We start from the raw sequence: 21,360 nt of genomic DNA, 5'->3' as shown, positions 1-21,360 counted from the left end.
CGCCGCGAGGCCCCTGAAGCGGGCCTCGTGAAGCGGAACTGTGGCACCGCTTAAGAAATCCTCGATGGACCACGGCCGCCACGTGAGGCAGATTGCTACACGAATCCACTCCTCCCCCGGACACGGGTGCCTTCGGCATGCCCGCGGACCGGGAACACACCCACAGGAGCCGTAGCGTTGAAGGCGCTGGTCAAGGAGAAGGCGGAGCCCGGGCTGTGGCTCGCGGACGTGCCCGAGCCCGCCGTCGGACCCGGTGACGTACTGATCAAGGTCCAGCGGACCGGCATCTGCGGCACCGACCTGCACATCCGGGCCTGGGACGGCTGGGCGCGGCAGTCGATCCGTACGCCGCTGGTGGTCGGGCACGAGTTCGTCGGCCAGGTCGTGGAGACCGGCCGGGACGTCACCGACGTACGGATCGGCGACCGGGTCAGCGGCGAGGGCCACCTGGTGTGCGGCAAGTGCCGCAACTGCCTGGCCGGGCGCCGGCATCTGTGCCGGGCCACCGTCGGCCTCGGCGTCGGCCGTGACGGCGCGTTCGCCGAGTACGTCGTCCTGCCCGCCGCCAACGTGTGGGTGCACCGCGTCGCCGTCGACCTCGACGTCGCCGCGATCTTCGACCCGTTCGGCAACGCCGTGCACACCGCCCTGTCCTTCCCGCTGGTCGGCGAGGACGTCCTGATCACCGGCGCCGGCCCGATCGGCCTGATGGCCGCCGCCGTGGCCCGGCACGCGGGCGCCCGGAACGTGGTGATCACCGACGTCAGCGAGGAGCGGCTCGACCTCGCCCGCAAGACCGGCGCGACCCTCGCCCTGAACGTCTCCGGCGCCACCATCGCCGACGGCCAGCGGGAGCTGGGCCTGCGCGAGGGCTTCGACATCGGCCTGGAGATGTCCGGCCGGCCCGAGGCCCTGCGGGACATGATCGCCAACATGACGCACGGCGGCCGGATCGCCATGCTCGGCCTGCCCGCCGAGGAGTTCCCCGTCGACTGGTCCCGGATCGTCACCAAGATGATCACCATCAAGGGCATCTACGGCCGGGAGATGTTCGAGACCTGGTACGCGATGTCGGTGCTGCTGGAAGGCGGCCTCGACCTCACGCCCGTGATCACCGGCCGGTACGACTACCGGGACTTCGAGGCGGCGTTCGCCGACGCGGCGAGCGGCCGCGGCGGCAAGGTCATCCTCGACTGGACCGCGTGACGCCCCGCACGCACCCCGGACCCCTTCCCGCGCGAGCACCTTCAGGAGCTTTCCCATGTTCGACTCCGTGCGCGACGACCTGCGCGCCACCCTCGACGAGATCCGCGCCGCCGGACTGCACAAGCCCGAGCGCGTGATCGGCAGCCCGCAGTCCGCGACCGTCGCCGTCACCGCGGGCGGCCGGCCAGGCGAGGTCCTCAACTTCTGCGCCAACAACTACCTCGGGCTCGCCGACCACCCCGAGGTCGTCGCCGCCGCCCACGCGGCCCTGGACCGCTGGGGCTACGGCATGGCGTCCGTGCGCTTCATCTGCGGCACCCAGGAGGTGCACAAGGAGCTGGAGGCGCGGCTGTCCGCCTTCCTCGGCCAGGAGGACACGATCCTGTACTCCTCCTGCTTCGACGCCAACGGCGGTGTCTTCGAGACCCTCCTCGGCGAGCAGGACGCGGTGATCTCCGACGCCCTCAACCACGCCTCCATCATCGACGGCATCCGCCTGTCCAAGGCCCGCCGGTTCCGCTACGCCAACCGCGACCTCGCCGACCTGGAGGCGAGGCTCAAGGAGGCGGCCGACGCCCGGCGCCGCCTGATCGTCACCGACGGCGTGTTCTCCATGGACGGGTACGTGGCGCCCCTCGCGGAGATCTGCGACCTCGCCGACCGCTACGACGCGATGGTCATGGTCGACGACTCCCACGCGGTCGGCTTCGTCGGCCCCACCGGCCGCGGCACGCCCGAACTGCACGGCGTCATGGACCGCGTCGACATCATCACCGGCACCCTCGGCAAGGCACTCGGCGGCGCCTCCGGCGGTTACGTCGCCGCCCGCGCCGAGATCGTCGCCCTGCTGCGCCAGCGCTCCCGCCCGTACCTCTTCTCCAACACCCTCGCACCCGTGATCGCGGCGGCCTCGCTGAAGGTGCTCGACCTGCTGGAGTCGGCCGACGACCTGCGGGTCCGGCTGAACGAGAACACCGCGCTGTTCCGCCGCCGGATGACCGAGGAGGGCTTCGACGTGCTGCCCGGCGACCATGCCATCGCGCCCGTCATGATCGGCGACGCGGCGAAGGCGGGCCGCATGGCCGAGCTGCTCCTCGAACGGGGCGTGTACGTGATCGGCTTCTCCTACCCGGTCGTGCCGCAGGGCCAGGCCCGCATCCGCGTCCAGCTCTCCGCCGCCCACTCCACCGAGGACGTGAACCGCGCGGTCGACGCGTTCCTGGCGGCGCGCGCGGAGCTCGCGGCCTGACCAGCGCGGACACCTTGCGATAATTGACCGCATGATCGAGGCGCGGCGGCTCCACATCCTCCGTGCGGTGGCCGACCACCGTACGGTCACGGCGGCTGCCGCCGCGCTCTACCTCACACCCTCCGCCGTCTCCCAGCAGCTCGCGGCCCTGGAGCAGGAGACCGGTCACCGGCTGGTCGAGCGCGGCGCGAAGGGCGTACGGCTGACCCCGGCCGGCGAGATCCTCCTCGGCCACACCAACGCGGTCCTCGCCCAGTTGGAGCGGGCCGAGGCGGAACTCGCCGCGTACGGGTCGGGCGAGGCCGGCACCGTCACGGTGGCCGCCTTCGCGACCGGCATCGCCGAGGTCGTGGCGCCGGCCGTGGCCCGCCTCGCCGAGTCCGCGCCCGGCATCCGCATCCGGGTCCAGGACGCCGAGGGCGACGCCAGCCTGCCCATGGTCCTCGACCGGCAGGTGGACGTGGCGGTCGCCGTCGAGTACCGGGGGGCGCCGCCCGCCGACGACCCCCGGCTGACCCACATCCCGCTGTACGCCGAGCCCTTCGACGCGGTCGTCCCGGTCACCCACCAGCTGGCGGAAGCCGGGGAGGTGCCTCTCGCGGACCTGGCCAAGGACCCGTGGATCGGCCCCTACCCCGGCAACCCGTGCCACGACGTGGTGGTCCTGGCCTGCGAGAACGCCGGATTCCAGCCCCGCCTCGAACACTCCTCCGACGACTTCCGCGCGGTCGTCGCGCTGGCCGCGGCCGACGTCGGAGTCGCCCTCGTCCCGCGCTCGGCCCTGCGCGGCATGGACCTGACCGGCGTGGTCGTCCGCCCCGTCGACGGCGTGGCCCCCACCCGCCGCGTCTTCGCCGCCGTACGACGGGGAGCCGAGGACCACCCGCTGATCCGCCCGGTGCTGGCCGCGCTGGGTGAGGCGGCGCGGCCGGAGACGCGCTGACGGCCGGCTACCCGTCCCCGGAGTCCCGCCGCACGGCGGCCAGTTCGATGCCACGGAGCCGGCGCAGCCATCCGACGAGCAGGCGCAAGGACACCCCGCAGCCCGCGCACCAGCCCCAGCCCTCGGTGACGAGAGCGTGGAAGCCGTCCTCGTGATCGACGTACAGCACCTGGGTTCCGACCAGCAGCGCGATGAACCCGTGGCCGCGCGACTCCGCCGACAGCAGCCAGTCCACGGGCAGCCACAGGGGAGCCACGGCGTCGCTCAGCCGCAGGCGCAACGCCGCCCGGAGGAAACCGACGGCGTAGCGCAGTCTGCGGCGTCCCGAGAGCACGATCCCGTTGTCCGGATCGCCCGCGAGCACCGCCGCCCACTCCTCCTTCAGGTGCGCCCGACGGCCCCCGGCGAGGAAGGAGGCGACGCGAAGGGTACGGTCTCCGGCCCGGCTGGGTGCCGGCGGCGCGGAGGTTCCGGTCCCCTCCGCTCCGGACCTGCCGCTCAGGGCGGTGACCAGCAGGCCTGCGGAGGCGAACAGGATGCCGACGGCCGCGAGGGCGGCGGCCGTCCAGCCCACGGAGCGCAGTCCCGGGGCGTACGACGGCACCGGATCAAGCATCTCCAGGGCGTAGCCGACGAGCAGGAAGACCGCCGCCGTGGGCCCGGCCAGCACCGGAAGCAGCACGGCGACGACGGCCGCGAGTCCGGCATCGTCGTCGGCTTCCGCCCGCCGCTCGTCCGTGCTCATGCCGTACCCCCCTCGGCCCCCGCGGACAACCCGAACACACGGGGCCTGCGCCGCCCGGCCTCCTGGGCCGCGCGCCTCCCGGCCGCGGTGAGCTCGTAGTAGGACCGCTTCGGCCGGCCTGGGTGATCACCGGTCTCCTCGCTGCGGACCGCCCACCCGTTGTCGACGAGCCGCTCGAGGATCGGATAGACCGTCCCCGAACCCAGGCCGGCCTCCTCGCAGATCCTCAGTCCCCATGCCGGATGGTCCGGCGTGGCGGTCATCAGCACCTTGATGACCTCAAGTGTCGGGCGGGTGAGGCGAATTGATGCCATGTCACCAGTGAAGCGGAAAGCCCGGCGTATGTCGAGTACGAGATACGCGGGAACGTTCGGAGGTGGCTGTCAGTGGTACGGGCTACCGTGCGGGCATGCCGGACGCCGAAGACGTACGCCGTATCGCCCTGTCCCTGCCGGACACCACGGAGAAGACCGCCTGGAGCATGCCCACGTTCCGGGTGGCCGGGAAGATGTTCGCCACGCTGCCCGAGGACGAGACCTCCATCGCCGTGCGCTGCCCCAAGGAGGAGCGCGACGAACTGGTCCTGGCAGAGCCGGAGAAGTTCTGGATCGCCGGACACGAGGCCCAGTTCGCCTGGGTCCGGGCCCGGCTCGCCGCCCTGGAGGACGAGGGCGAACTGCGCGACATCCTCACCGACTCCTGGCGCCAGGCGGCCCCGCCCCGCCTGCTGGAGGCCTATCCGGAGCTGGGCCGGTCCGGCGGGCAGTGACACGGCCCGCACGGAAAAGGAGTGCGCGACCACCGACCCGAGTGCGGTATGGTTTCCGTGCGCGTTCGACCAGGGAAACCCCAGGTCAACGGGTATCGGGACGTGGCGCAGCTTGGTAGCGCACTTGACTGGGGGTCAAGGGGTCGCAGGTTCAAATCCTGTCGTCCCGACTGTTCGGACAATCGAACATTGCAGATGAGAGGCCGTTCTTCGAACGGCCTCTTTCTGTTTTCCCCGTACTCCCGCACGGGAGCGCCTCGAGGGTGGCTCCCGGGTATCCCGTGGTCGCGTGACCGGGGGTTCGTGACCGGGAACCGGTGACTGTCCCGGGGGCGGTGACCGGCGGAGGATCGGTGTCGCAGCGGAGATCACGTCCGGGCCCGCCGAAGCGGCCCCGACGGTCTGCGCCCGCCTTCACCAGTCTTCCCGAGAGAGGGGCCCGCCCATGCCCGCTCACGCTTCCCTCCCCGCATCCGTCCGCCGATGGCCCGCCCCCGCCGACGGGACCGGACGATGAACGCCGTGCCCGTCGTCACCGCGACCCCGGCGCCGGCCCACTCGCCGGCCGGCACGGTGCGCGCGCTCGACGCCTGGCGGCACACCGCCGATCCGTACGCCTTCCCCTACGCCACCCTCCTGAGCCACCTGCGCGCCGTCGGCAAGCACTTCCTCCCCGTCGAGCTGCTCGACCGCCTGGCCACGATCCGTGACACCCTGCCCGCCGTCCCGGCGGACGCGGTGCGGGCCCCCGAGAGCGTGCCGTCGGCCCGGTTCCTGCGCACCTTCCTCGACGTCGTCCTGGACAAGCACGACGACCGCTACGACTACCCCAGCTACACCGCCCTGTCCCTGCTCGCCCGGCCGGTGCCCGGCTCCTGGGAGACGGCCCGCCGGGTCCGTGACGAGCTGTTACTGCTCCTCCTCGCCGACCTGGTGCGTTTCGAGCGGCGGTCGCTGGGCGACGACCCCGCCGACCCGCGCGGCACCCCGCCGCAGGCCGAGCTGGTGGCGAAGCGGGTCCGGCTCGCCGTGCGCGTCATGGAGCCGGCGGCGCTGCGCGTGCTGGCCCCCGGCACCGTCGACCCCGCCGCCGTGGCGGCCGTACCCGGCCGTACCCCGGGCGGACCGCTCGCCCGCGCCGTGCTGCGCACCGCCACGGCCCACGACGAGTTGACGCTCTCGGCCAGCATGCAGCCGGTGTACGTGCTGCACGACGAGTACCTGTTCCTGCGCACCCTCCAGTCCTTCGAGACGACGTTCTCCTTCATGTCCGCCTCGCTCGCCACGGCCGTACGGTGCCTCGACGGCAAGCGGCCCGAGGAGGCCGCCGTCCTGGTCGACGCGGCCGCCGGCGTCCTGAAGGAGTCCCTGCCGCTGTTCTCGCTGCTGGCCACCATGCGGCCGGAGGTCTTCCGCACCTTCCGCGACTTCACCGAGGGTGCCAGCGCCATCCAGTCCCAGGGCTACAAGACGTTCGAGTCGCTGTGCTCCACCCCCGCCACCGCCCGCCTCGACTCCCCGGCCTTCACCTCCGTGCCCGCCGTGCGCGCCGACGTCCTGCGCGGACGGCGCACCGTCGAGGGCAGCTGGCGCGAACTCGTGGCCATGCACCCCTCGGCACCGGAGGCGGACGCGGCGCTCGGCGCGGCCGTCACGCGGCTGGAGACGGTGCACCAGCGGTGGAAGCAGACGCACTACCGGCTGGCCGTGCGGATGCTCGGCGAGCGCAGCGGCACCGGCTACACCCAGGGCGTGCCGTACCTCGCCTCGGTGCTGGCCAACCGACTCTTCCCCACCGCCGACCGCGACAGCGCCCTGGTCGGCTGATCCCGCCCCCTTCCACCCCACCTCACCCCCGCCCCGTCCTGCCCCCTCCGCTCCTCGACGGAGCCCCACCCTTTCCGGAGGCGTCCACCACCATGAGCAAGCGTGCCCAGACCGGGCGGCCCGGACAGGCCCGTCGGGTGATGAACCCCGATGAGAACGACCCGCTCTTCCGCTACGAGTACGACCGCGGCAGCAACTACGAGCAGGACACCCGGCTGACCGAGGCCCTGTCCGCGCTGCTCCCGGAGGACACGCTGGTCCACCCCGACCAGCGGCTGTTCCAGACGATCCACCTGATCAGCGAGTACGCGTGGTGCGCCATGCACTACGAGATGCGGCGGGCCGCGGACGCGCTCCGCGCCGACGACGACCTGCTCGCCGCCCAGCTCCTGGAACGCGCCGCGGACCTGGGCGAGATCACGGTGCACGCGGTGCGTGTCCTGCTGGACCACCTGCCCCAGGAGAGCCTGCTGACGATGCGCGAGACCTTCCCGGAGAACACCACGGGACTGGACTCGCCCGGCGCCCGCAACCTGCGCCGCGCGGCCTCCGCGCTGTACCGGGAGATGGAGTCCGCCGTCGACCGGGCCGGCCTCCACCCGCGGGCCCTCATCGCCGCGCAGGGCCGTCTCGAACCGCCCGAGGACGGCGACCGGGCACCCGGCCTGGCCCTGGTCCGGCAGGCGCTGCTGCGCCTGGACGGATCCGTCGCCGGCTGGAAGCACTACCACCTGCGCATGGTCCGCTCGCAGCTCGGCGGCCACCCGGAAGCCGCCGTGCCGGTGCCCGTCGACGTCCCCGGACGGTCCCGCCAGGAGCCACCGGTGCGCGAGGACCTGCCGAAGAGCCTGCGCGGACATTCCACGGCGGGGGTGCAGGCCATGGCCGACCGGAGTCTGTTCCCGAGGCTGTGGGACGCCGTGGACGAGACCTACCGCGACCTCGTCCCCGAAGGGTAGCCCCGCCCTCGCACCACGGCCCCGCCCCCGACGACCGAAGGACACGACTGCCGTTATGGCGACAGAAGCAGCGGTGCACGGCACCGACGAACTCACCGCACTGGTGCACCGCGCCTGGGCCGAGGCCCTGGGCCACGACGAGTTCACCGACGAGGACCACTTCTTCCAGGTCGGCGGACACTCCATGGGCGCCGTCCAGGTCGTGCGCCTGATCGGCACCGCCCTCGGCCGCCGGCTCCCGGTACGGCTCCTGCTGCGCAACCCCACCGTGCGCGGGCTGGCCGCCGCCCTCGCCGCGCCGGCCGCCGACGCCCCCGCCGGGCCCGGGGAGGCCGGGGCGTGAGCACCGACCACCACCCGCCGGTCTCGGCCGCCCAGACCGAGATATGGCTCGCCGACCGCTGCGAGCCGGAGTCCGGCCGCTACAACGTGCCCGTGGCGCTCCGCTTCGAGGGCACCCTCGACCCGGCCGTGCTGCGACAGGCCCTGGCCGACCTCCTCGTACGCCACCCGGTGCTCGCGGGCCGGTTCGACACCGAGGAGGGCGAGCTGCGGTTCGTGCCCGAGCCCGCGGCGGCCGTACCGCTCGGCAGCGTCCGGCGCGCCGGCTCCGCGGACACCGACGCCGCGCGCCGCGAGGCCGTCGAGGCCGCGCAGCGCCCCCTCGACCCGGAGACGGCACCACTGCTGCGCGGCGACGTCCTGCACTACGACGACGGCGCGGTCGTGATCCTGACGGTGCATCACATCGTCGCCGACGGACGGACCCTGGACGTCCTCGCCGACGATCTGCTGACGGCCTACCGGGCCCGGCACGCGGGCCAGGAGCCGCCCGCGGCACGGCCCGCCCCGGCGGTCTCCGCCGCGGCGGCCCCGTCCGGCGAGGCCGCCGGGTACTGGGAGAGCCTGCTGGCTCAGGAGCCCGTCGCCTTCGCGCCGCTGCCCGACCTGGTGCGCGCCGACGACCGGCTGCGCGGCGCGGCGGCCTGGGCCGAGCGGTCGCTGTCCGGGGACCGGCTCGCCGCCCTGCGGCGGATCGCCGTCCGGGACGGCGTCACGCCGGCCACGGTCCTGCTCGCCGCCTGGACCCTGCTGCTGCACGCCTGGTCGGGGGAGCGGGACGGCGTCCTCGGCATGCCGTTCGCCGGGCGCGAGGCGCCGGGGACCGAGGACGCGGTCGGTCTGTTCACCCGCGTCCTGCCGGTGCGCAGCCGGCTGACGCCCGGCGAGACCTTCGACGCCTACGCCGCGGGCCTCGGCGAGCAGGTCCTGGACACCATGGAGGCGTTCGCCGACGGCGGCGAACCGGCCGCGGCGACCGCCCCCCGGTACGCGGCCGTCTTCCTGCACCAGCCCCGCACCGGCGCACCGCGGGAGGTGCCCGGCGCCACCGTGCACATCACCCCGCTGGACACCGCCTCGGCCAAGTACGACCTGGCCCTGGCCGCCCGGGAACACCCCGAGCGGCTGGTGCTGCGCGTCGACTACGACTCCGCGCTCCACACCCCCGCCTCGGCGGAGCTGATGGTGCGGCAGCTCGACGGCCTCCTCGCCGCCGCGGAGCGGCCCGGGGCCACCTGCCGGGAACTGGTCGCGGCCCTCGCGGACGCGCCCGCCGCGGCGCCCGACGCGGCAGTGGAGCCGATGCCGGCGTCCAGCGTGCCCGCGCTGGTCCTCGCGCAGGCGCGGCGCGCCCCCGACGCCGTCGCCCTGGTCCACGGCGACCGGCAGGTCACCTACGGCGCCCTGGTGCGCGACGCCGCCCGCGCCGCCCACTGGCTGCGCCGGGAGGCCGGCGTCGGCGAGGGCGACGTGGTGGCGCTGCTGCTGGCACCCGGGGTGCGGACCGTCACCCTGATGCTCGCGGTGGCCCTGGCCGGCGCCGCCTACCTGCCGCTCGACCCCGCCTACCCGGACGCCCAGCTCCACCTCGTCCTCGGCGACGCCCGCCCCCGGCTGCTGGTCACCGAGGACTCCGGGGCGGACCGCGCCCCCGACGGCGTGCCGGTGCGCACCGCCGCCGACCTGGTGCGCGCCGCCGCCGGACTGCCGGACACCCCGCCGGACACCGGCCTCGGGCCGCGCAGCCCCTTCAACGTCCTCTACACCTCCGGCTCCACCGGCCGCCCCAAGGGCGTCGTCCTGCACCACGGCGGCGTACTGCGGCTGATGCACCGCCCCGACTTCCTGCCGCTCGGCCCCGACGACACCCTCTCGCACCTGTCGCCGCTCAACTTCGACGGCGCCACCTACGAGATCTGGGGCGCCCTCACGCACGGCGCCCGGCTCGCCGTCCTCGACAAGGAACTGGTCCTCGACCCGGCGGCCCTGCGGGACGCCGTGCGCGCCCTCGGCGTCACCACGCTCCTGGTCACCACCCCGCTGCTGAACCGCATCATCGAGGACGCCCCCGACCTGCTCCAGTCGCTGCGCCGGGTGTACTTCGGCGGCGAGCTGGTCTCCGTCCCGCACCTGCGCAAGGCCCTGCGCTGGGCGCGTCCGGGCACCCTCCTGCACAGCTACGGCCCCACCGAGAACTCCTTCACCTCGACCTGGTACCCCGTCGAGGAGATCCCGGAGGGGGCCAGGACGGTGCCCATCGGGCACCCGGTGCCCGGCACCCGCCTGTACGTCCTCCTCGACGACCTCGACGACCTCGACGACCTCGACGAACTCGACGATGCGGCCGGTACTTTGCTGCTCGCGCCGGCCTATGTGCCGGGCGAGCTGGTGCTCGGCGGCAGCGGGGTCGCCCTGGAGTACCTCGGCGACCCCGAGCGCACCGCCGAGCGCTTCCGCCCCGACCCCTTCGCCGACGACCCCGGCGCCCGGCTCTACCGCACCGGCGACCGGGTGCGGTGGACCGCCGAGGGCCGGCTGGAGTTCATCGGCCGCGCCGACAACCAGGTCAAGATCCGCAGCCAGCGCGTCGAACTGGGCGAGGTGGAGTCCGCGCTGCGCGCCCACCCGCGGGTCACCGCCGCCTTCGTCACCAGCCGCCGCAACGGCCGCGACGAGAAGGAGATCGTCGCCTACGCCGTCTTCGCCGGGCCCGACGCCCGGGCCGAGGTCCTCGGGCACCTGCGCGCCTGTCTGCCGCCCTTCGCCGTCCCCACCCACCTCGTGGCCCTGGACGTGCTGCCCCTGACGGCCAACGGCAAGATCGACCGGAAGCGGCTGCCGCAGCCCGACGACCCGGTGGCCCCCCTGCCCGTTCCGGCCGCGGCCCCGGAGCCCGCCCCCGCCCCCGCCCCCGTGCTCGCCTCGGCGTCCGCGCCCGGCGCGGCGGACACCGGCCGCGCGGTGCACGCCGCCTGGAGCGAGGTGCTCGGCGGACGGCCGTTCGGCCCCGACGACAACTTCTTCGACGTCGGCGGACACTCGCTCCTCCTCGTCCGGCTCCAGGCGGCCCTGCGCCGGGCCACCGGCACCAAGCTGTCCGTCGCCGACCTGCTGCGGCACACCACCGTGCGGGCCCAGTCCCGGCTGCTCGGCGCCGCGGACCCCGCCGAGCAGCCGCGGCCCGGGGCACACCCGCGCACCGAGGCCCGGCCACGTACCTCCGCCGACGGCGAGGCGGTGGCCGTGGTGGGCATGGGGGCCCGGTTCGCCGGTGCCCTCGACCTGGACGGGTTCTGGGACAACCTGCGCGCCGGCCGCGACTGCTTCACCGAGGGACCCGGCCCGCTGATCACCGAACTGCCCGGCGGCGAACGGCAGGTGGCCCGCTGGGGCATGGCCGCCGGCGGTCCCGCCTACGACCCCGGCCTCCTCGGCTTCAGTGAGGAGGACCTGCGCGGCGGCGACCCCCAGCAGGGCCTGCTGCACGAGGTGCTGTGGTCGGCGGTGGAGGACGCCTCGCTCAGGCTGTCCGACATCGCCGCCCGCACCAGCCTGTACGCCGGGTGCGCCAAGGTCGTCGCCACCGACCCGGCGGCCCGGGTGGACGATGTCGTCAACTCCGACCCCACCTTCGTCGCCTCCCGCTTCGCCTACCTGCACGACCTGTGGGGCGAGGCCCTGCTCCTGGACACGGCCTGCTCCACCGGCCTGTACGCGGTCCACCTCGCCTGCCGCAGCCTGCTCAGCGGCGACAGCGACTACGCGCTGGCCGGGGCCGTGTCGCTCGACGCGTCCTCCGACGGCGGCTACCGCTACCGGCCCGGCTTCCTCTACGCCGACGACGGGATGTGCCGGCCGTTCGACCGGCGGGCCTCGGGCACCGTCGGCGGGTTCGGCGCCGGAGCGGTCCTGCTCCGCCGCCTCTCCGACGCCGAACGGGACGGGGACCCCGTCTACGCGGTGCTGCGCGGCAGTGCCGTGAACAACGACGGTGCCGCCCGCATCGGTTACTCCGCCCCCGGCATCGAGGGCCAGGCCCGGGTGATCCGCGAAGCGCTGGGCGCGGCCGGGCTGCGCGGCGCCGACCTCGGCTACGTGGAGGCCCACGGCACCGGCACCCGGCTCGGCGACGCCATCGAGATCACGGCGCTGGCCGAGGCGCTCGGACCGGACGGCCCGCCCGTGGCGGTGGGCTCCGTCAAGGCGTCCATCGGGCACTGCGACACCGCGGCCGGGATCGCCGGACTCATCAAGACCGTGCTCGCCGTGCACCACGGCCGTCTCCCGGCGACCCCCAACGTGGCCGAGCCCATCGAGGAACTCGGCGCCGCCGGCGGCCGGTTCGCGCTGCTGCCCGAGGGCCGCCCCTGGACCGAGGAGACCGGCCGTCCGCGCAGCGCGGGCGTCAGCTCCTTCGGCGTCGGCGGCACCAACGCGCACATCGTCGTCCAGGAGCACCGGCCGGCCGCCCCGGCCGTACCGGCTTTCACCGCCGAGCGCCGCGAACTCGAAAGGGTGTGACGTCCCGTGGCCGCCTCTCCGACTTCCCCGACCCCATCGACCCGATCGACCGCATCGCCCCCTCCGCCCTCCCTGCCCCGCGTCCTGGCGGTGTCCGCCCGGGACCCCCGCTCCCTCGCCGTCCTGTGCGACCGGCTGGCCGACCGGCTGGCGCGGGCCCCGCAGACCGACCCCGACGACGTGGCGCTGACCCTGGACACCGGCCGTGAGCGCTTCGACTGCCGGCACGCCGTGGTCGGCCACGACCTCGCGGACCTGGTGAACCGGCTGCGCGAACCGGTCGGCGGCGAGGACGCCGCCGGGCCCCGGCCGGGCGACCCGGCCGCCGGTGTCGTCCTGCTGCTGGACGGCACGTCCGGCGACGGCCCGGCCGCCGAACTGCCCGGACTCGCCGACGCCCTGCGCCAGGCGGAGGACGCCGCCCGTCAGGCCGAGGAGGCCGCCCGTCAGGGCGAGGACGCCGCCCCGCCCGGTGCGGACGTCGCCGCGGCGCGGGCCGTCGCCGTGCAGTACGCCGCCGCCCGCTGGCTGCTCGCCCGGCGCCTGACCCCGGTCGCCGTGCGCGGAGAGGGCCGCGTCGGCGCTCTCGCCGCGGCGGCGGTGCGCGGCGACCTCCCGGTGGCCGACGTGCTGCGGGCCGCCGCCGCGGGCCTCGCCCCGGCACCGGCCGAGGACGCGCCCGGCCCGCGGGAGGCGCTCGTGGTCCGCGTCGGCCGCCGCGCCGCCGTGGACGGCACCGCCCACGGCGAGGAGGAGCCGCTGGTGCTCGACCCCGCCGACGGGACGTCCGCGGCCCGGCTCCTCGCGCGGCTGTGGTGCCGCGGCCTGGACGTGGACACCACGCTGGGCCGGCCCGGCCGCCGGCTGCGGCTGCCCGGCCACCCGATGTGGCGCCGCACCCCCGGCGAACACCGGGCCGAGGACACCGGCCGCCCGCTCACCCCCTACGAACAGCGCTGGCTCTTCTACGACCTGGTGCGCCGGGAGACCTCCGGCGACCACGCCGCGGTGGCCGCCCGCGCCGTCCCCGGCCCGGCACCCGAGGCCGCGGCGGTGGCCGCCGCCTTCACCGAGCTCCAGCGCCGCCATCCCGCCCTGCGCACCGTCTTCGGCGAGCGCGGCGGGCGCTGGTGGGCTTCGGCCGGAGCCCTGCCCCCGGCCGCCCCCGACCTGCTGCCCGCCGACCCGGACGGCGATCCGCGGCGCCTGACCGAGGCCGTCCGCACCGCCGCCGGCCGGCCCTTCGTCCTGCGGGACGCCCCCCTGGTGCACTGCTGCGTCCAGGAGGGGCCCACGCACTGGGCGCTGGCCCTGGCGGTCTACGAGCCCCTGACCGCGTCCGTCACCCCGGCGGACCTGACCGCCGAACTCCAGGCCCTGCTCACCGCCGGCCCGCTCCGGCAGGCCGCACCGGCCCCCGAGGCCGCCGCCGTCCTGGCGGCCCCCGCCTGACCCGTCCCGTCCGGCTCGGCCCGGGCACCGGCTCCGCACGACTCTCCAGCTCCGCACAACTCCCTCCGTCCTCCCTACCGAACGGAACCGCGATGACACTGCTGCACACCGCCCCGGCCGTCCCCGGCCCGGCCTCGACCGCCCTGCCCGCCGACTGGCACGGCGCCGCGCCCGCGCCGATCGGCGTCGACCAGGCGTTCAACGGCTTCGTGGCCGCCACCGTCGTGCACACCCTCGACCGGCTGGGCATCTGGGACCGCTTCGCGCAGAACCCCTGCCTCGACGTGCCCGCGTTCGTCCGCGCCGCCGGGCCCGCGGTCCGCGAACGGGTCGTCCGCGAGGTGCTGCGCGCCGCCGCCGTGTGCGGATGGCTGCGCCTGGAGGACGGCGGCGACGCCGCCGTCCTCACCGACCAGGGCCGCGAGACACTGCGCATGCGCGGCTACTTCACCTGGGCCGTCGGCGGCTACAGCGACGTCTTCTCCCGCGCGGCCCAACTGGCGTCCGGCGAGGCCGCCTTCGGCACCGAGGTGCTGCGCGACGAGGCGATGGTCGCCCTCGGCTCCGGGCAGAACGACCGCAACTTCATGTCCGGCACCCTCGACGAGGTGCTCGCCGGCGTCGACTTCGGCACCCTCGCGGACCTCGGCAGCGGCATGTCGGCCCGGGTCAGCCGCGTCGTCGCCGGCCGTCCCGGCACCCGCGGCCTCGGCCTGGACATCAGCGGGCCCGCCACCGAACTGGGCCGGCGCACCATCGCCGAGGCCGGTCTCCAGGACCGGGTGCGGGCCATCCAGGCCGACGTGCTCGACGTCTGCCACCGCGAGGCGCACCGCGAGGCCATCGCCGAGGTGGACACCGTGATGAGCTTCTTCCTGCTGCACGACCTGCTCGCCGACCCGGTCACCCGGCCGCAGTTGTTCACCCGGCTGCGCGAGGCGTTCCCCGCCGCCCGCACCTTCGTACTCGCGGACACCATGCTGCGGCCCGACGCCGAGCAGGCCGCCACCCTGCCGGTCTTCTCCCTCGGCTACGAGCTGGCCCACGCGCTGATGGGCGTACCCCTGCACACCAAGGAGACCTACGAGGAGCTGTTCGCCGCCGCCGGTCTGCACCCCGTGCGCACCGTGCCGTTCGGCACCCCGCACTCGTGGCTGTACGTCCTGGAGGCGCGGTGAACGTGCGCATCGTCGCCACCGTGCGCGAGTTCTCCCCGCGCACCCGGGCCGTCCTGGCCGTCAACGCGGTCAACTCCTTCGGCGGGGGCCTGGTCCTGCCGTTCCTGTGGATCTACCTGGGCCAGGTGCGGGGCCTCGCCGGATGGGTGCCCGCCGCCACCCTGGCCGTCCAGGCGGCCACCTCGGTCGTCGGCGGCCTCGCCTGGGGAGCGGTCCTCGACCGGGTCGCCCCGCGCCCCGTCGTCACCCTGGTGATGTGCGTGGCCGGTGTCGGCACCGCACTGTACGCGGCCGCGGGCTCCGCACCCCTGGCGCTCGCCGCCGCGCTCGTCTACGGCCTCGGGATCAGCGGCGTGGGCACGGTGCTGCGCTTCCTCTACGCGGGCGCCGCCACCGCCCGGGAGCGCGGGCTGGCCTTCTCCGCGGACTACGCCGTCTTCAACGCGATGACCGGCCTGGGCGTGCTCGTCGGCGGCGTGGTCGCCGCCGGCGGTCCGGGCGGGGACGTCGCCAGGTTCGCCGCCCTCTACGTGGCCGACGGTGCCACCTTCCTGCTGGCCGGCCTCGCCTTCCTGGTCCTGCTGCCGCGCATCGAGGCGGCCTCGCCCAAGCCCGCCGCGGGGGAGGGGGACGGCGGGACCGCCGTGGGCTACCGCGCCGTGCTGGGGCAGCGCACGCTCGCCGTCCTGATCGCCACGATGGCGCTGTGCTCGCTGGTGTCGTACGGCCAGCTCCGGTCGGGACTGCCCGGCTACCTCACCGCGGGCGGCGCGGTCGGGGCAGAGGGACTGTCCGGCACGTTCGCCGTGAACGTCGTCGTCGCCGTCCTCACCCAGGTGCTGTTCGGCGAGCGCGTCCAGCGCATGCGGCGCAGCGCCGTCCTGTCGGCCACCGGCGCCGTGTGGACGGCCGCCTGGCTGCTCGTGCTGGCGGCCGGCCGCCAGCACGGCACGACGGCGGTGGCGCTGGCCATGTGCGGCGTGCTGCTGCTGTCGGTGGGCGAGGCGCTGGTCTTCCCGGCGCTCACCGGGCTGCTCAACGACCTCGCCGAGGAGCGGGTCCGGGGCCGGGTCAACGCGATGCTCTCGGTGGCGATCTCGACCGGGTCGGTGGCCGGACCGCTGCTCGCCGGCGCGACGCTGCCACTGGCCCGGGGCGTCCCGCTGATCGTCGTCCTGGCCGCGGTGTGCGTCGCCGTCGTCCTGGTCGGCGCGGTCCTGGGCCGCGGCCTGCCGGCCGCCGTCGACCTGCCGGCACCGGAGGACGAGGCGGCTGACACGGCTGACACGGCCGGTACGGCCGAGGCCGCCGGCGCCCGTCCGGAGGAAGTGCCCGCCGCCCTGCCCTAGCCCCCGGCAGGCATCAGCAGTGAAAGGAGAAACGCCGTCATGAACAACTGGCCGCTGACCGGTCTGCGCGTGACCACGCCGCTCGTCGAGCTGCGCTGGCCCACCCCCGATGACCTCGACGCCCTCGCCGACCGCGCCGCCGAAGGGGTGCACGCCCCCGGCTTCATGCCCTTCTTCTCGCAGTGGACGGACGGCGACCGCTCCACCGTCGCCCGCCGCGTCCTGCAACGGCACTGGCGAGCGGCGGCCGAGTGGAGCCCCGACGACTGGACGCTCTACCTGGCCGTGCTGCACGACGGCGAGGTCGTCGGCTCGCAGTCCCTGGGCGCACGCGACTTCGCGGTGAACCGGGAGGTCCTGCTGACCTCCTGGCTGGGGCTGAGCCACCAGGGCCGCGGCCTCGGCGGCCACGCCCGTGCCGCCGTCCTGGACCTCGCCTTCACCGGTCTGGGCGCGCACGACGCGTTCTCGGTGGTGCGGCGCGGCAACGCCAACTCGCAGGCGGTGTGCCGCAAGTTCGGCTTCACGCCGGACGGTACGCAGGTCAACGCGGTGCGCGGGGAGCGTGCCGTCAGCGACCGCTACCGCCTGGAGCGGGCCGCCTGGCAGGCGAAGCGCACCGTCCCCGTGGAGATCACCGGCCTGGACGGCGCCCTGGAGCTGTTCGGCGCCGCCCCGGCCGCGGACTCCCCGGCCATCGCGCAGGGCGGCGGGGCCCCGGAGAAGGACCTCGCCTCCGTTCTGTCCGGGGTGCGCTACGCCCCCGCTCCCGACCACGCCGACGCCTGAGAGGCCGTCATGCCGCGCCCCGTCCTCGCCGTCGTCTACGACTTCGGCTCCGTCTCGCCCGTCGACGCCGTCGAACGCCTCGAACCCCTCGGGGACGTCGTCCTCGCGGTCGTCGACTCCCCGCACACGGCGGACGTCGCTCCGCTCCTGGCCGAACTCGCCCCGCTGGTACGCGTGGACGCCTCCGGCGAGCGCGGCCTCGACGCGGCGGCGGCCGAGCTGCGGGCCCACGCGCCCGCGGCCGTCCTCACGTTCAGCGAGCGCCGCCTGGACACCACGGCCGCCCTGGCGGCGCGGCTGGGCCTGCCGGGCCACACGCCGGGGACCGTGCGGCTGCTCACCGACAAGCACGCCCAGCGCCGCCGGCTCGCCGAGCGGGGCGTGGACCGGGTCCGTACCCGCCTCCTGCGCTCCCCGGCGGACTGGGCGGCGGCCGTCGCGGCCGTGGGCCTGCCCGCGGTCCTGAAACCGGTGCGCGGCGAGGGCAGCCGCAGCACCCACCTGGTGCACGACGCCGCCGCCGGCGCCGCCCTCGCCCACCGCCTGCTCGCCACGGCGCCGGACCAGGGAGGCGAGGACGGCCTGGTCCTGGAGGAGTACCTGGCCGGAACCGGCCGGGAGCCGTTCGGCGACCACGTCTCCGTGGAGAGCGCGGTCGTCGGCGGCCGGGTCAGCCACTGGGCCGTGACCGGCAAGTTCCCCCTGGCCCCGCCCTTCCGGGAGGTCGGCCACTACTGGCCCGCCCCGCTCACCGCCGACGAGCGCGTCGCCGTGCTCGACCTGGCCGCCCGCGCCGTCCGGGCGCTGGACCTGCACACCGGCATCACGCACACCGAGCTGAAGCTGACGCCCCAGGGCCCTCGCGTGATCGAGGTCAACGGCCGTCTGGGCGGCTTCCAGAGCGGCCTGGGGCTGCTGGGCGGCGGCCCGGACCCGATCGAGCTGGCCGGCCGGGTGGCCCTCGGCGAGGACCCGTTCGGGGCGGACCCCGGCCCCGGTGCTCCCGCCCACGACGCCACCGCCGCGTGGATGCCGCAGGACCGCGTCGTCTACGTACGGGCCGTGCCCACCCCCGCCGACGGCGGCCTGCTCACGAAGGTGCACGGCATCGGCGACGTCCTGGGTCTGCCCGGTGTGCGGAGCTACGACAGCCGGGTGCGGCCCGGCACCCGGGTACCGCCCGGTGTGCGCACCGGTGAGCTGGCGGTCCTGTGGGGGACGGCCGGCAGCCACGCCGAGATGGTGGCCGTCCTGGACCGGGCGCTCACCGCCCTCTCGTACACCTTCGACGACCCCGACCCCGGCCCCGGCCCCGACCCCGACCCCGACGACGGCGCGGCAGGGCAGCGCACGCTGCGCGCCCGCGACCTGGACGCCCGCCCCGCCGCAACAGGCTTCCCCGGCGGCCGCCCGCCTGCCGGTTCCCCGCTTCACCGACCCTGAGAGGCAGCCGATGAGCACCGAGACGATCGACGACGCGCCGGCCACCGCGACGACCCCGCCGTCCGGCCGCGCGCCGGCCGAGATCCGCACCGACCTCCCGCGGTTCCTGCCGGTGGCCGGACACCACGACCCCGCCCCCTTCTGGCTGACGTCCGACATGTTCGGCGGCGTCCCCGTGCAGCTGGCCGGCGGCCCCGTCGACCACCTCGTCGGCAAGCCGGTCGCCGACCCGCACCGGCACGACGTCGACGAGATCTACTTCCTCGTCTCCCCCCACCCGGGAGGCGCCCGCATCGAGGTCCGGGTCGACGGGGTCCGCCACGAACTCGCCTCGCCCGCCCTGCTGCGCGTCCCGGCCGGCGCCGAGCACTGCTTCCTCACGCTGGAGGCCGAGCCCGGCAGCTACTGCTTCGGCCTGCTGATCGAGGAGGGGCCGTGACCGTCGCCGCGCCCCCGCAGGCCGCCCCGCCCGGCGCCCTCGTACGCCTGCACCTGAGCGAGAGCCCCTACGGTCCGAGCCCGCTCGCCCTGGCGGCGGCGCACGAGGCCGTGGACGCCACCGGCACCTACCCCGACCCCACCCGCTCCGCGCCCGCCCGCGCCATCGCCGACCTGCTGGGAGTACCGGCCGAACAGGTCGTCGTCGCCAACGGCAGCGACGAACTGGTCCTGCTCAGCGCCCTGGCGCTGGGCGACCCCGGCCGTCCGGGCGTCGCCACCGCCGGCACCTTCCCCGGGTACCGGATCTGTCTGGAGAACGTGCGGCGCGGCTGCCGCGAGGTGCCCCTCGACGGCACCCGGCCCGGGACCGCCGCCCTCGCCGCCGCGCTGGACGGGGCCGGCATCGGCTACGTCTGCAACCCGCACAACCCCTCCGGGGCCACCCTGACGCGCGCCGAGTTCGACCTGCTCGTCGAGCGCGCCGCCGCCACCGGCACCCCGCTGGTGGTGGACGAGGCGTACCTCGACTTCGCTCCGCCCGGCACCCCTCAGGTGCTCGACTACCTGGACACCGGAGCGCCGTTGGTGGCGCTGCGCACCTTCTCCAAGGCGCACGGCCTGGCCGGGCTCCGTATCGGCTACGCGGTCGGCGAGGCCGGTGCCATCGGCCGGCTGCGGGCCGTCCAGGGCACCATGCCGTTCAGTGTCAACCGGGCCGCCCAGGCCGCGGCCGTCGCCTCCCTCACCGACCGCGGCCACCTGGCCGGGGTGCGGGAGGCCAACGCGGCGGCCCGCGAGGAGTTCCGGGCCGCGCTGGCCGCCCGGGGACGCCGCGCCCTGCCGTCGGTGACCAACTTCCTCGCCGTGCCCGTCGCGGACTCCGCCACCGCCGAACTGCTGCTGGAACGCGACCACGGCATCCTCGTCCGCGACGCGGGCCGCTTCGGACTCCCCGGCCACCTGCGGATATCCGTGGGCCGCGCCGGCGAACTGGCCCGGCTCCTGGACGCGCTGGACGTCGTCGCCCCCGTGCGGGACGTGCGCGGCCCGGCGCCGGCCGCCGGCTGACCGCCCCGCACCCTTTCCGCACCCTTCCCGCAGTACGCCTCACCCGACCGACCCCGCACCGCACCACAGGAGCGACAGAAAATGACCCATGTGATCGCCATCGGCCCGAAGGACGACTTCGCCGTCCTGCCCGCCGGTGAGCCCCTCCCCGACGGGTGGCGTCCCACCGGCTGGTCCGGCGACGAGGACGCCTGCCGCCGGCAGGTGGCCGGGCACCCGCGGGCCGCCCTGGAAGCCGACCGGCTGCGGCTGCGCGAGGTCACCCCGGCCGAGGCGGCCGAGCTGTCCGCGGGGCGCGACGCGGGATTCGGGTGGCTGGGCGGCGACCCCGGCGCGGGCTCCCGCGAGGCCGCCGGGATGCTCGTCCGCGCCCACGAGGCCGGCCTGCACCGCCCCGGCTGGGGCATGTACGTCCTGATCCGCACCGAGGACGAACACGCCGTCGGCGGCATGGGGTTCCACGGACCCCCCGCCGAGGGCAGCGCCGAGGTCGGCTTCGACCTGCACCCCGAGGCCCGCGGCCACGGCTACGCCACCGAGGCGCTCACCGCCCTCGCCCGCTGGGCGCTCACCGACCCCGGCACCGACACGGTGATCGCCACGACCACGCCCGACAACATCCCGTCCCAACGGGTGATGGAGCGCGCCGGCTTCGCCCGCCGACCCGACCACGACGGCATGTACGTCTACGCCCTGACCGGCTGACACCCCGACCGGGGCCGGCCCTCACGGGGTGTCACGGACCGGCCCCGACGACGGCACGGGTGTCTGCCTACGTCCTCACCGACTGACGCCCCGACCGGCACCGTCCCCCACCGGCCCCCATCGGCCGTCACCGACTGCCCCGACGACGAGGACACGAGTGTCTGCCTACGCCCTGACCGGCTGACACCCCGACCGGGGCCGGCTCTCACGGGGTGTCACGGACCGGCCCCGACGACGGCACGGGTGTCTGCCTACGCCCTCACCGGCTGACGTGGCTGACGTCCCTGCCTGTCCCGACCGGCACCGGTCCCCATCGTCCCGACCACGACGAGATGGACCTCTGTCCGCGCCCGGCCGCCGGACCGGCCGGCGCC

The 21,360-nt window shown here is 75.4% G+C and carries 18 protein-coding genes and 1 tRNA gene; 17 read left to right on the top strand and 2 right to left on the bottom strand.

Going from position 1 to position 21,360, the window contains the following annotated elements; genetic code table 11:
* Positions 1-177: 177 nt before the first annotated feature.
* The 3 genes from tdh to ABZ915_RS41855 are packed head-to-tail and all read left to right on the top strand — an operon-like array spanning position 178 to position 3,398.
* On the top strand, positions 178-1,206 hold the full coding sequence (gene tdh, locus ABZ915_RS41865) for an L-threonine 3-dehydrogenase (protein WP_361814409.1): 1,029 nt from the start codon (positions 178-180) through the stop codon (positions 1,204-1,206).
* Between the two features lie 55 nt (positions 1,207-1,261).
* Positions 1,262-2,455, top strand: a complete 1,194-nt coding sequence (locus tag ABZ915_RS41860; RefSeq protein ID WP_361814406.1) for a glycine C-acetyltransferase — start codon at positions 1,262-1,264, stop codon at positions 2,453-2,455.
* Between the two features lie 31 nt (positions 2,456-2,486).
* A complete protein-coding gene (locus ABZ915_RS41855) occupies positions 2,487-3,398 on the top strand; it encodes a LysR family transcriptional regulator (RefSeq protein ID WP_361814404.1) in 912 nt (303 codons plus the stop codon).
* A 7-nt stretch (positions 3,399-3,405) separates the two neighbouring features.
* Here ABZ915_RS41855 and ABZ915_RS41850 read toward each other — a convergent pair whose 3' ends face one another.
* Together ABZ915_RS41850 and ABZ915_RS41845 are read right to left on the bottom strand one after the other, a co-directional pair.
* On the bottom strand, positions 3,406-4,143 hold the full coding sequence (locus tag ABZ915_RS41850; protein ID WP_361814401.1) for a hypothetical protein: 738 nt from the start codon (positions 4,141-4,143) through the stop codon (positions 3,406-3,408).
* Complete coding sequence (locus ABZ915_RS41845) at positions 4,140-4,457, bottom strand: MarR family transcriptional regulator (protein WP_361814399.1); 318 nt, start codon at positions 4,455-4,457, stop codon at positions 4,140-4,142. The genes ABZ915_RS41850 and ABZ915_RS41845 overlap by 4 nt, the downstream gene beginning before the upstream one ends.
* 95 nt (positions 4,458-4,552) lie before the next feature.
* Here ABZ915_RS41845 and ABZ915_RS41840 point away from each other — a divergent pair, with 95 nt between their 5' ends.
* From ABZ915_RS41840 to ABZ915_RS41775, 14 genes are all read left to right on the top strand, one after another.
* Positions 4,553-4,912, top strand: a complete 360-nt coding sequence (locus tag ABZ915_RS41840) for an MmcQ/YjbR family DNA-binding protein (RefSeq protein WP_361814396.1) — start codon at positions 4,553-4,555, stop codon at positions 4,910-4,912.
* Between the two features lie 96 nt (positions 4,913-5,008).
* A tRNA-Pro gene (locus tag ABZ915_RS41835) sits at positions 5,009-5,082 on the top strand.
* 343 nt (positions 5,083-5,425) lie between these two features.
* Positions 5,426-6,739 (top strand): tryptophan 2,3-dioxygenase, encoded by a 1,314-nt coding sequence (locus tag ABZ915_RS41830; protein ID WP_361814393.1) that lies wholly within the window; start codon positions 5,426-5,428, stop codon positions 6,737-6,739.
* Between the two features lie 92 nt (positions 6,740-6,831).
* The gene (locus ABZ915_RS41825; protein WP_361814390.1) at positions 6,832-7,698 is read left to right on the top strand and encodes a hypothetical protein; all 867 of its coding nucleotides are present in this window, start codon (positions 6,832-6,834) and stop codon (positions 7,696-7,698) included.
* Between the two features lie 55 nt (positions 7,699-7,753).
* A complete protein-coding gene (locus ABZ915_RS41820; protein ID WP_361814387.1) occupies positions 7,754-8,041 on the top strand; it encodes a phosphopantetheine-binding protein in 288 nt (95 codons plus the stop codon).
* Positions 8,038-12,561 carry an amino acid adenylation domain-containing protein gene (locus tag ABZ915_RS41815; RefSeq protein ID WP_361814384.1) on the top strand — a complete coding sequence of 1,508 codons (4,524 nt, stop codon included), beginning with the start codon at positions 8,038-8,040 and terminating at the stop codon, positions 12,559-12,561. The genes ABZ915_RS41820 and ABZ915_RS41815 overlap by 4 nt, the downstream gene beginning before the upstream one ends.
* Before the next feature lie 90 nt (positions 12,562-12,651).
* Positions 12,652-14,013, top strand: coding sequence for a hypothetical protein (locus tag ABZ915_RS41810; protein ID WP_361814381.1), 1,362 nt, complete (start codon positions 12,652-12,654; stop codon positions 14,011-14,013).
* Between the two features lie 92 nt (positions 14,014-14,105).
* Positions 14,106-15,191, top strand: coding sequence for a methyltransferase (locus ABZ915_RS41805; protein ID WP_361814378.1), 1,086 nt, complete (start codon positions 14,106-14,108; stop codon positions 15,189-15,191).
* The gene (locus ABZ915_RS41800; protein WP_361814375.1) at positions 15,188-16,540 is read left to right on the top strand and encodes an MFS transporter; all 1,353 of its coding nucleotides are present in this window, start codon (positions 15,188-15,190) and stop codon (positions 16,538-16,540) included. Before ABZ915_RS41805 ends, ABZ915_RS41800 begins: the two co-directional genes overlap by 4 nt.
* A gap of 39 nt (positions 16,541-16,579) precedes the next feature.
* The gene (locus ABZ915_RS41795) at positions 16,580-17,329 is read left to right on the top strand and encodes a GNAT family protein (RefSeq protein ID WP_361814372.1); all 750 of its coding nucleotides are present in this window, start codon (positions 16,580-16,582) and stop codon (positions 17,327-17,329) included.
* 9 nt (positions 17,330-17,338) lie between these two features.
* Positions 17,339-18,772 (top strand): hypothetical protein, encoded by a 1,434-nt coding sequence (locus ABZ915_RS41790; RefSeq protein WP_361814370.1) that lies wholly within the window; start codon positions 17,339-17,341, stop codon positions 18,770-18,772.
* Between the two features lie 10 nt (positions 18,773-18,782).
* Entirely contained in the window at positions 18,783-19,211 is a 429-nt protein-coding gene (locus ABZ915_RS41785; protein ID WP_361814367.1) for a cupin domain-containing protein, read from the top strand.
* Complete coding sequence (locus ABZ915_RS41780; protein WP_361814364.1) at positions 19,208-20,281, top strand: histidinol-phosphate transaminase; 1,074 nt, start codon at positions 19,208-19,210, stop codon at positions 20,279-20,281. The genes ABZ915_RS41785 and ABZ915_RS41780 overlap by 4 nt, the downstream gene beginning before the upstream one ends.
* 81 nt (positions 20,282-20,362) lie before the next feature.
* Positions 20,363-20,986 (top strand): GNAT family N-acetyltransferase, encoded by a 624-nt coding sequence (locus ABZ915_RS41775; protein ID WP_361814362.1) that lies wholly within the window; start codon positions 20,363-20,365, stop codon positions 20,984-20,986.
* The last annotated feature ends 374 nt before the right edge of the window (positions 20,987-21,360 follow it).

The organism is Streptomyces sp. NPDC046915, from assembly GCF_040644935.1.
Classification (GTDB): Bacteria; Actinomycetota; Actinomycetes; order Streptomycetales; family Streptomycetaceae; genus Streptomyces.
Note: the sequence above shows the minus strand (reverse complement) of the source record. Positions and strands in the feature narration are given on the sequence as shown.

What these genes read in the sequence shown, in the direction of transcription:
- ABZ915_RS41850 (WP_361814401.1), bottom strand. Translation starts at nt 4,143, where the DNA reads ATGAGCACGGACGAGCGGCGGGCGGAAGCCGACGACGATGCCGGACTC.
- ABZ915_RS41825 (WP_361814390.1), top strand. Translation starts at nt 6,832, where the DNA reads ATGAGCAAGCGTGCCCAGACCGGGCGGCCCGGACAGGCCCGTCGGGTG.
- ABZ915_RS41785 (WP_361814367.1), top strand. Translation starts at nt 18,783, where the DNA reads ATGAGCACCGAGACGATCGACGACGCGCCGGCCACCGCGACGACCCCG.
- ABZ915_RS41805 (WP_361814378.1), top strand. Translation starts at nt 14,106, where the DNA reads ATGACACTGCTGCACACCGCCCCGGCCGTCCCCGGCCCGGCCTCGACC.
- ABZ915_RS41860 (WP_361814406.1), top strand. Translation starts at nt 1,262, where the DNA reads ATGTTCGACTCCGTGCGCGACGACCTGCGCGCCACCCTCGACGAGATC.
- ABZ915_RS41775 (WP_361814362.1), top strand. Translation starts at nt 20,363, where the DNA reads ATGACCCATGTGATCGCCATCGGCCCGAAGGACGACTTCGCCGTCCTG.
- ABZ915_RS41830 (WP_361814393.1), top strand. Translation starts at nt 5,426, where the DNA reads ATGAACGCCGTGCCCGTCGTCACCGCGACCCCGGCGCCGGCCCACTCG.
- ABZ915_RS41795 (WP_361814372.1), top strand. Translation starts at nt 16,580, where the DNA reads ATGAACAACTGGCCGCTGACCGGTCTGCGCGTGACCACGCCGCTCGTC.
- ABZ915_RS41845 (WP_361814399.1), bottom strand. Translation starts at nt 4,457, where the DNA reads ATGGCATCAATTCGCCTCACCCGCCCGACACTTGAGGTCATCAAGGTG.
- ABZ915_RS41820 (WP_361814387.1), top strand. Translation starts at nt 7,754, where the DNA reads ATGGCGACAGAAGCAGCGGTGCACGGCACCGACGAACTCACCGCACTG.
- ABZ915_RS41840 (WP_361814396.1), top strand. Translation starts at nt 4,553, where the DNA reads ATGCCGGACGCCGAAGACGTACGCCGTATCGCCCTGTCCCTGCCGGAC.
- ABZ915_RS41855 (WP_361814404.1), top strand. Translation starts at nt 2,487, where the DNA reads ATGATCGAGGCGCGGCGGCTCCACATCCTCCGTGCGGTGGCCGACCAC.
- ABZ915_RS41790 (WP_361814370.1), top strand. Translation starts at nt 17,339, where the DNA reads ATGCCGCGCCCCGTCCTCGCCGTCGTCTACGACTTCGGCTCCGTCTCG.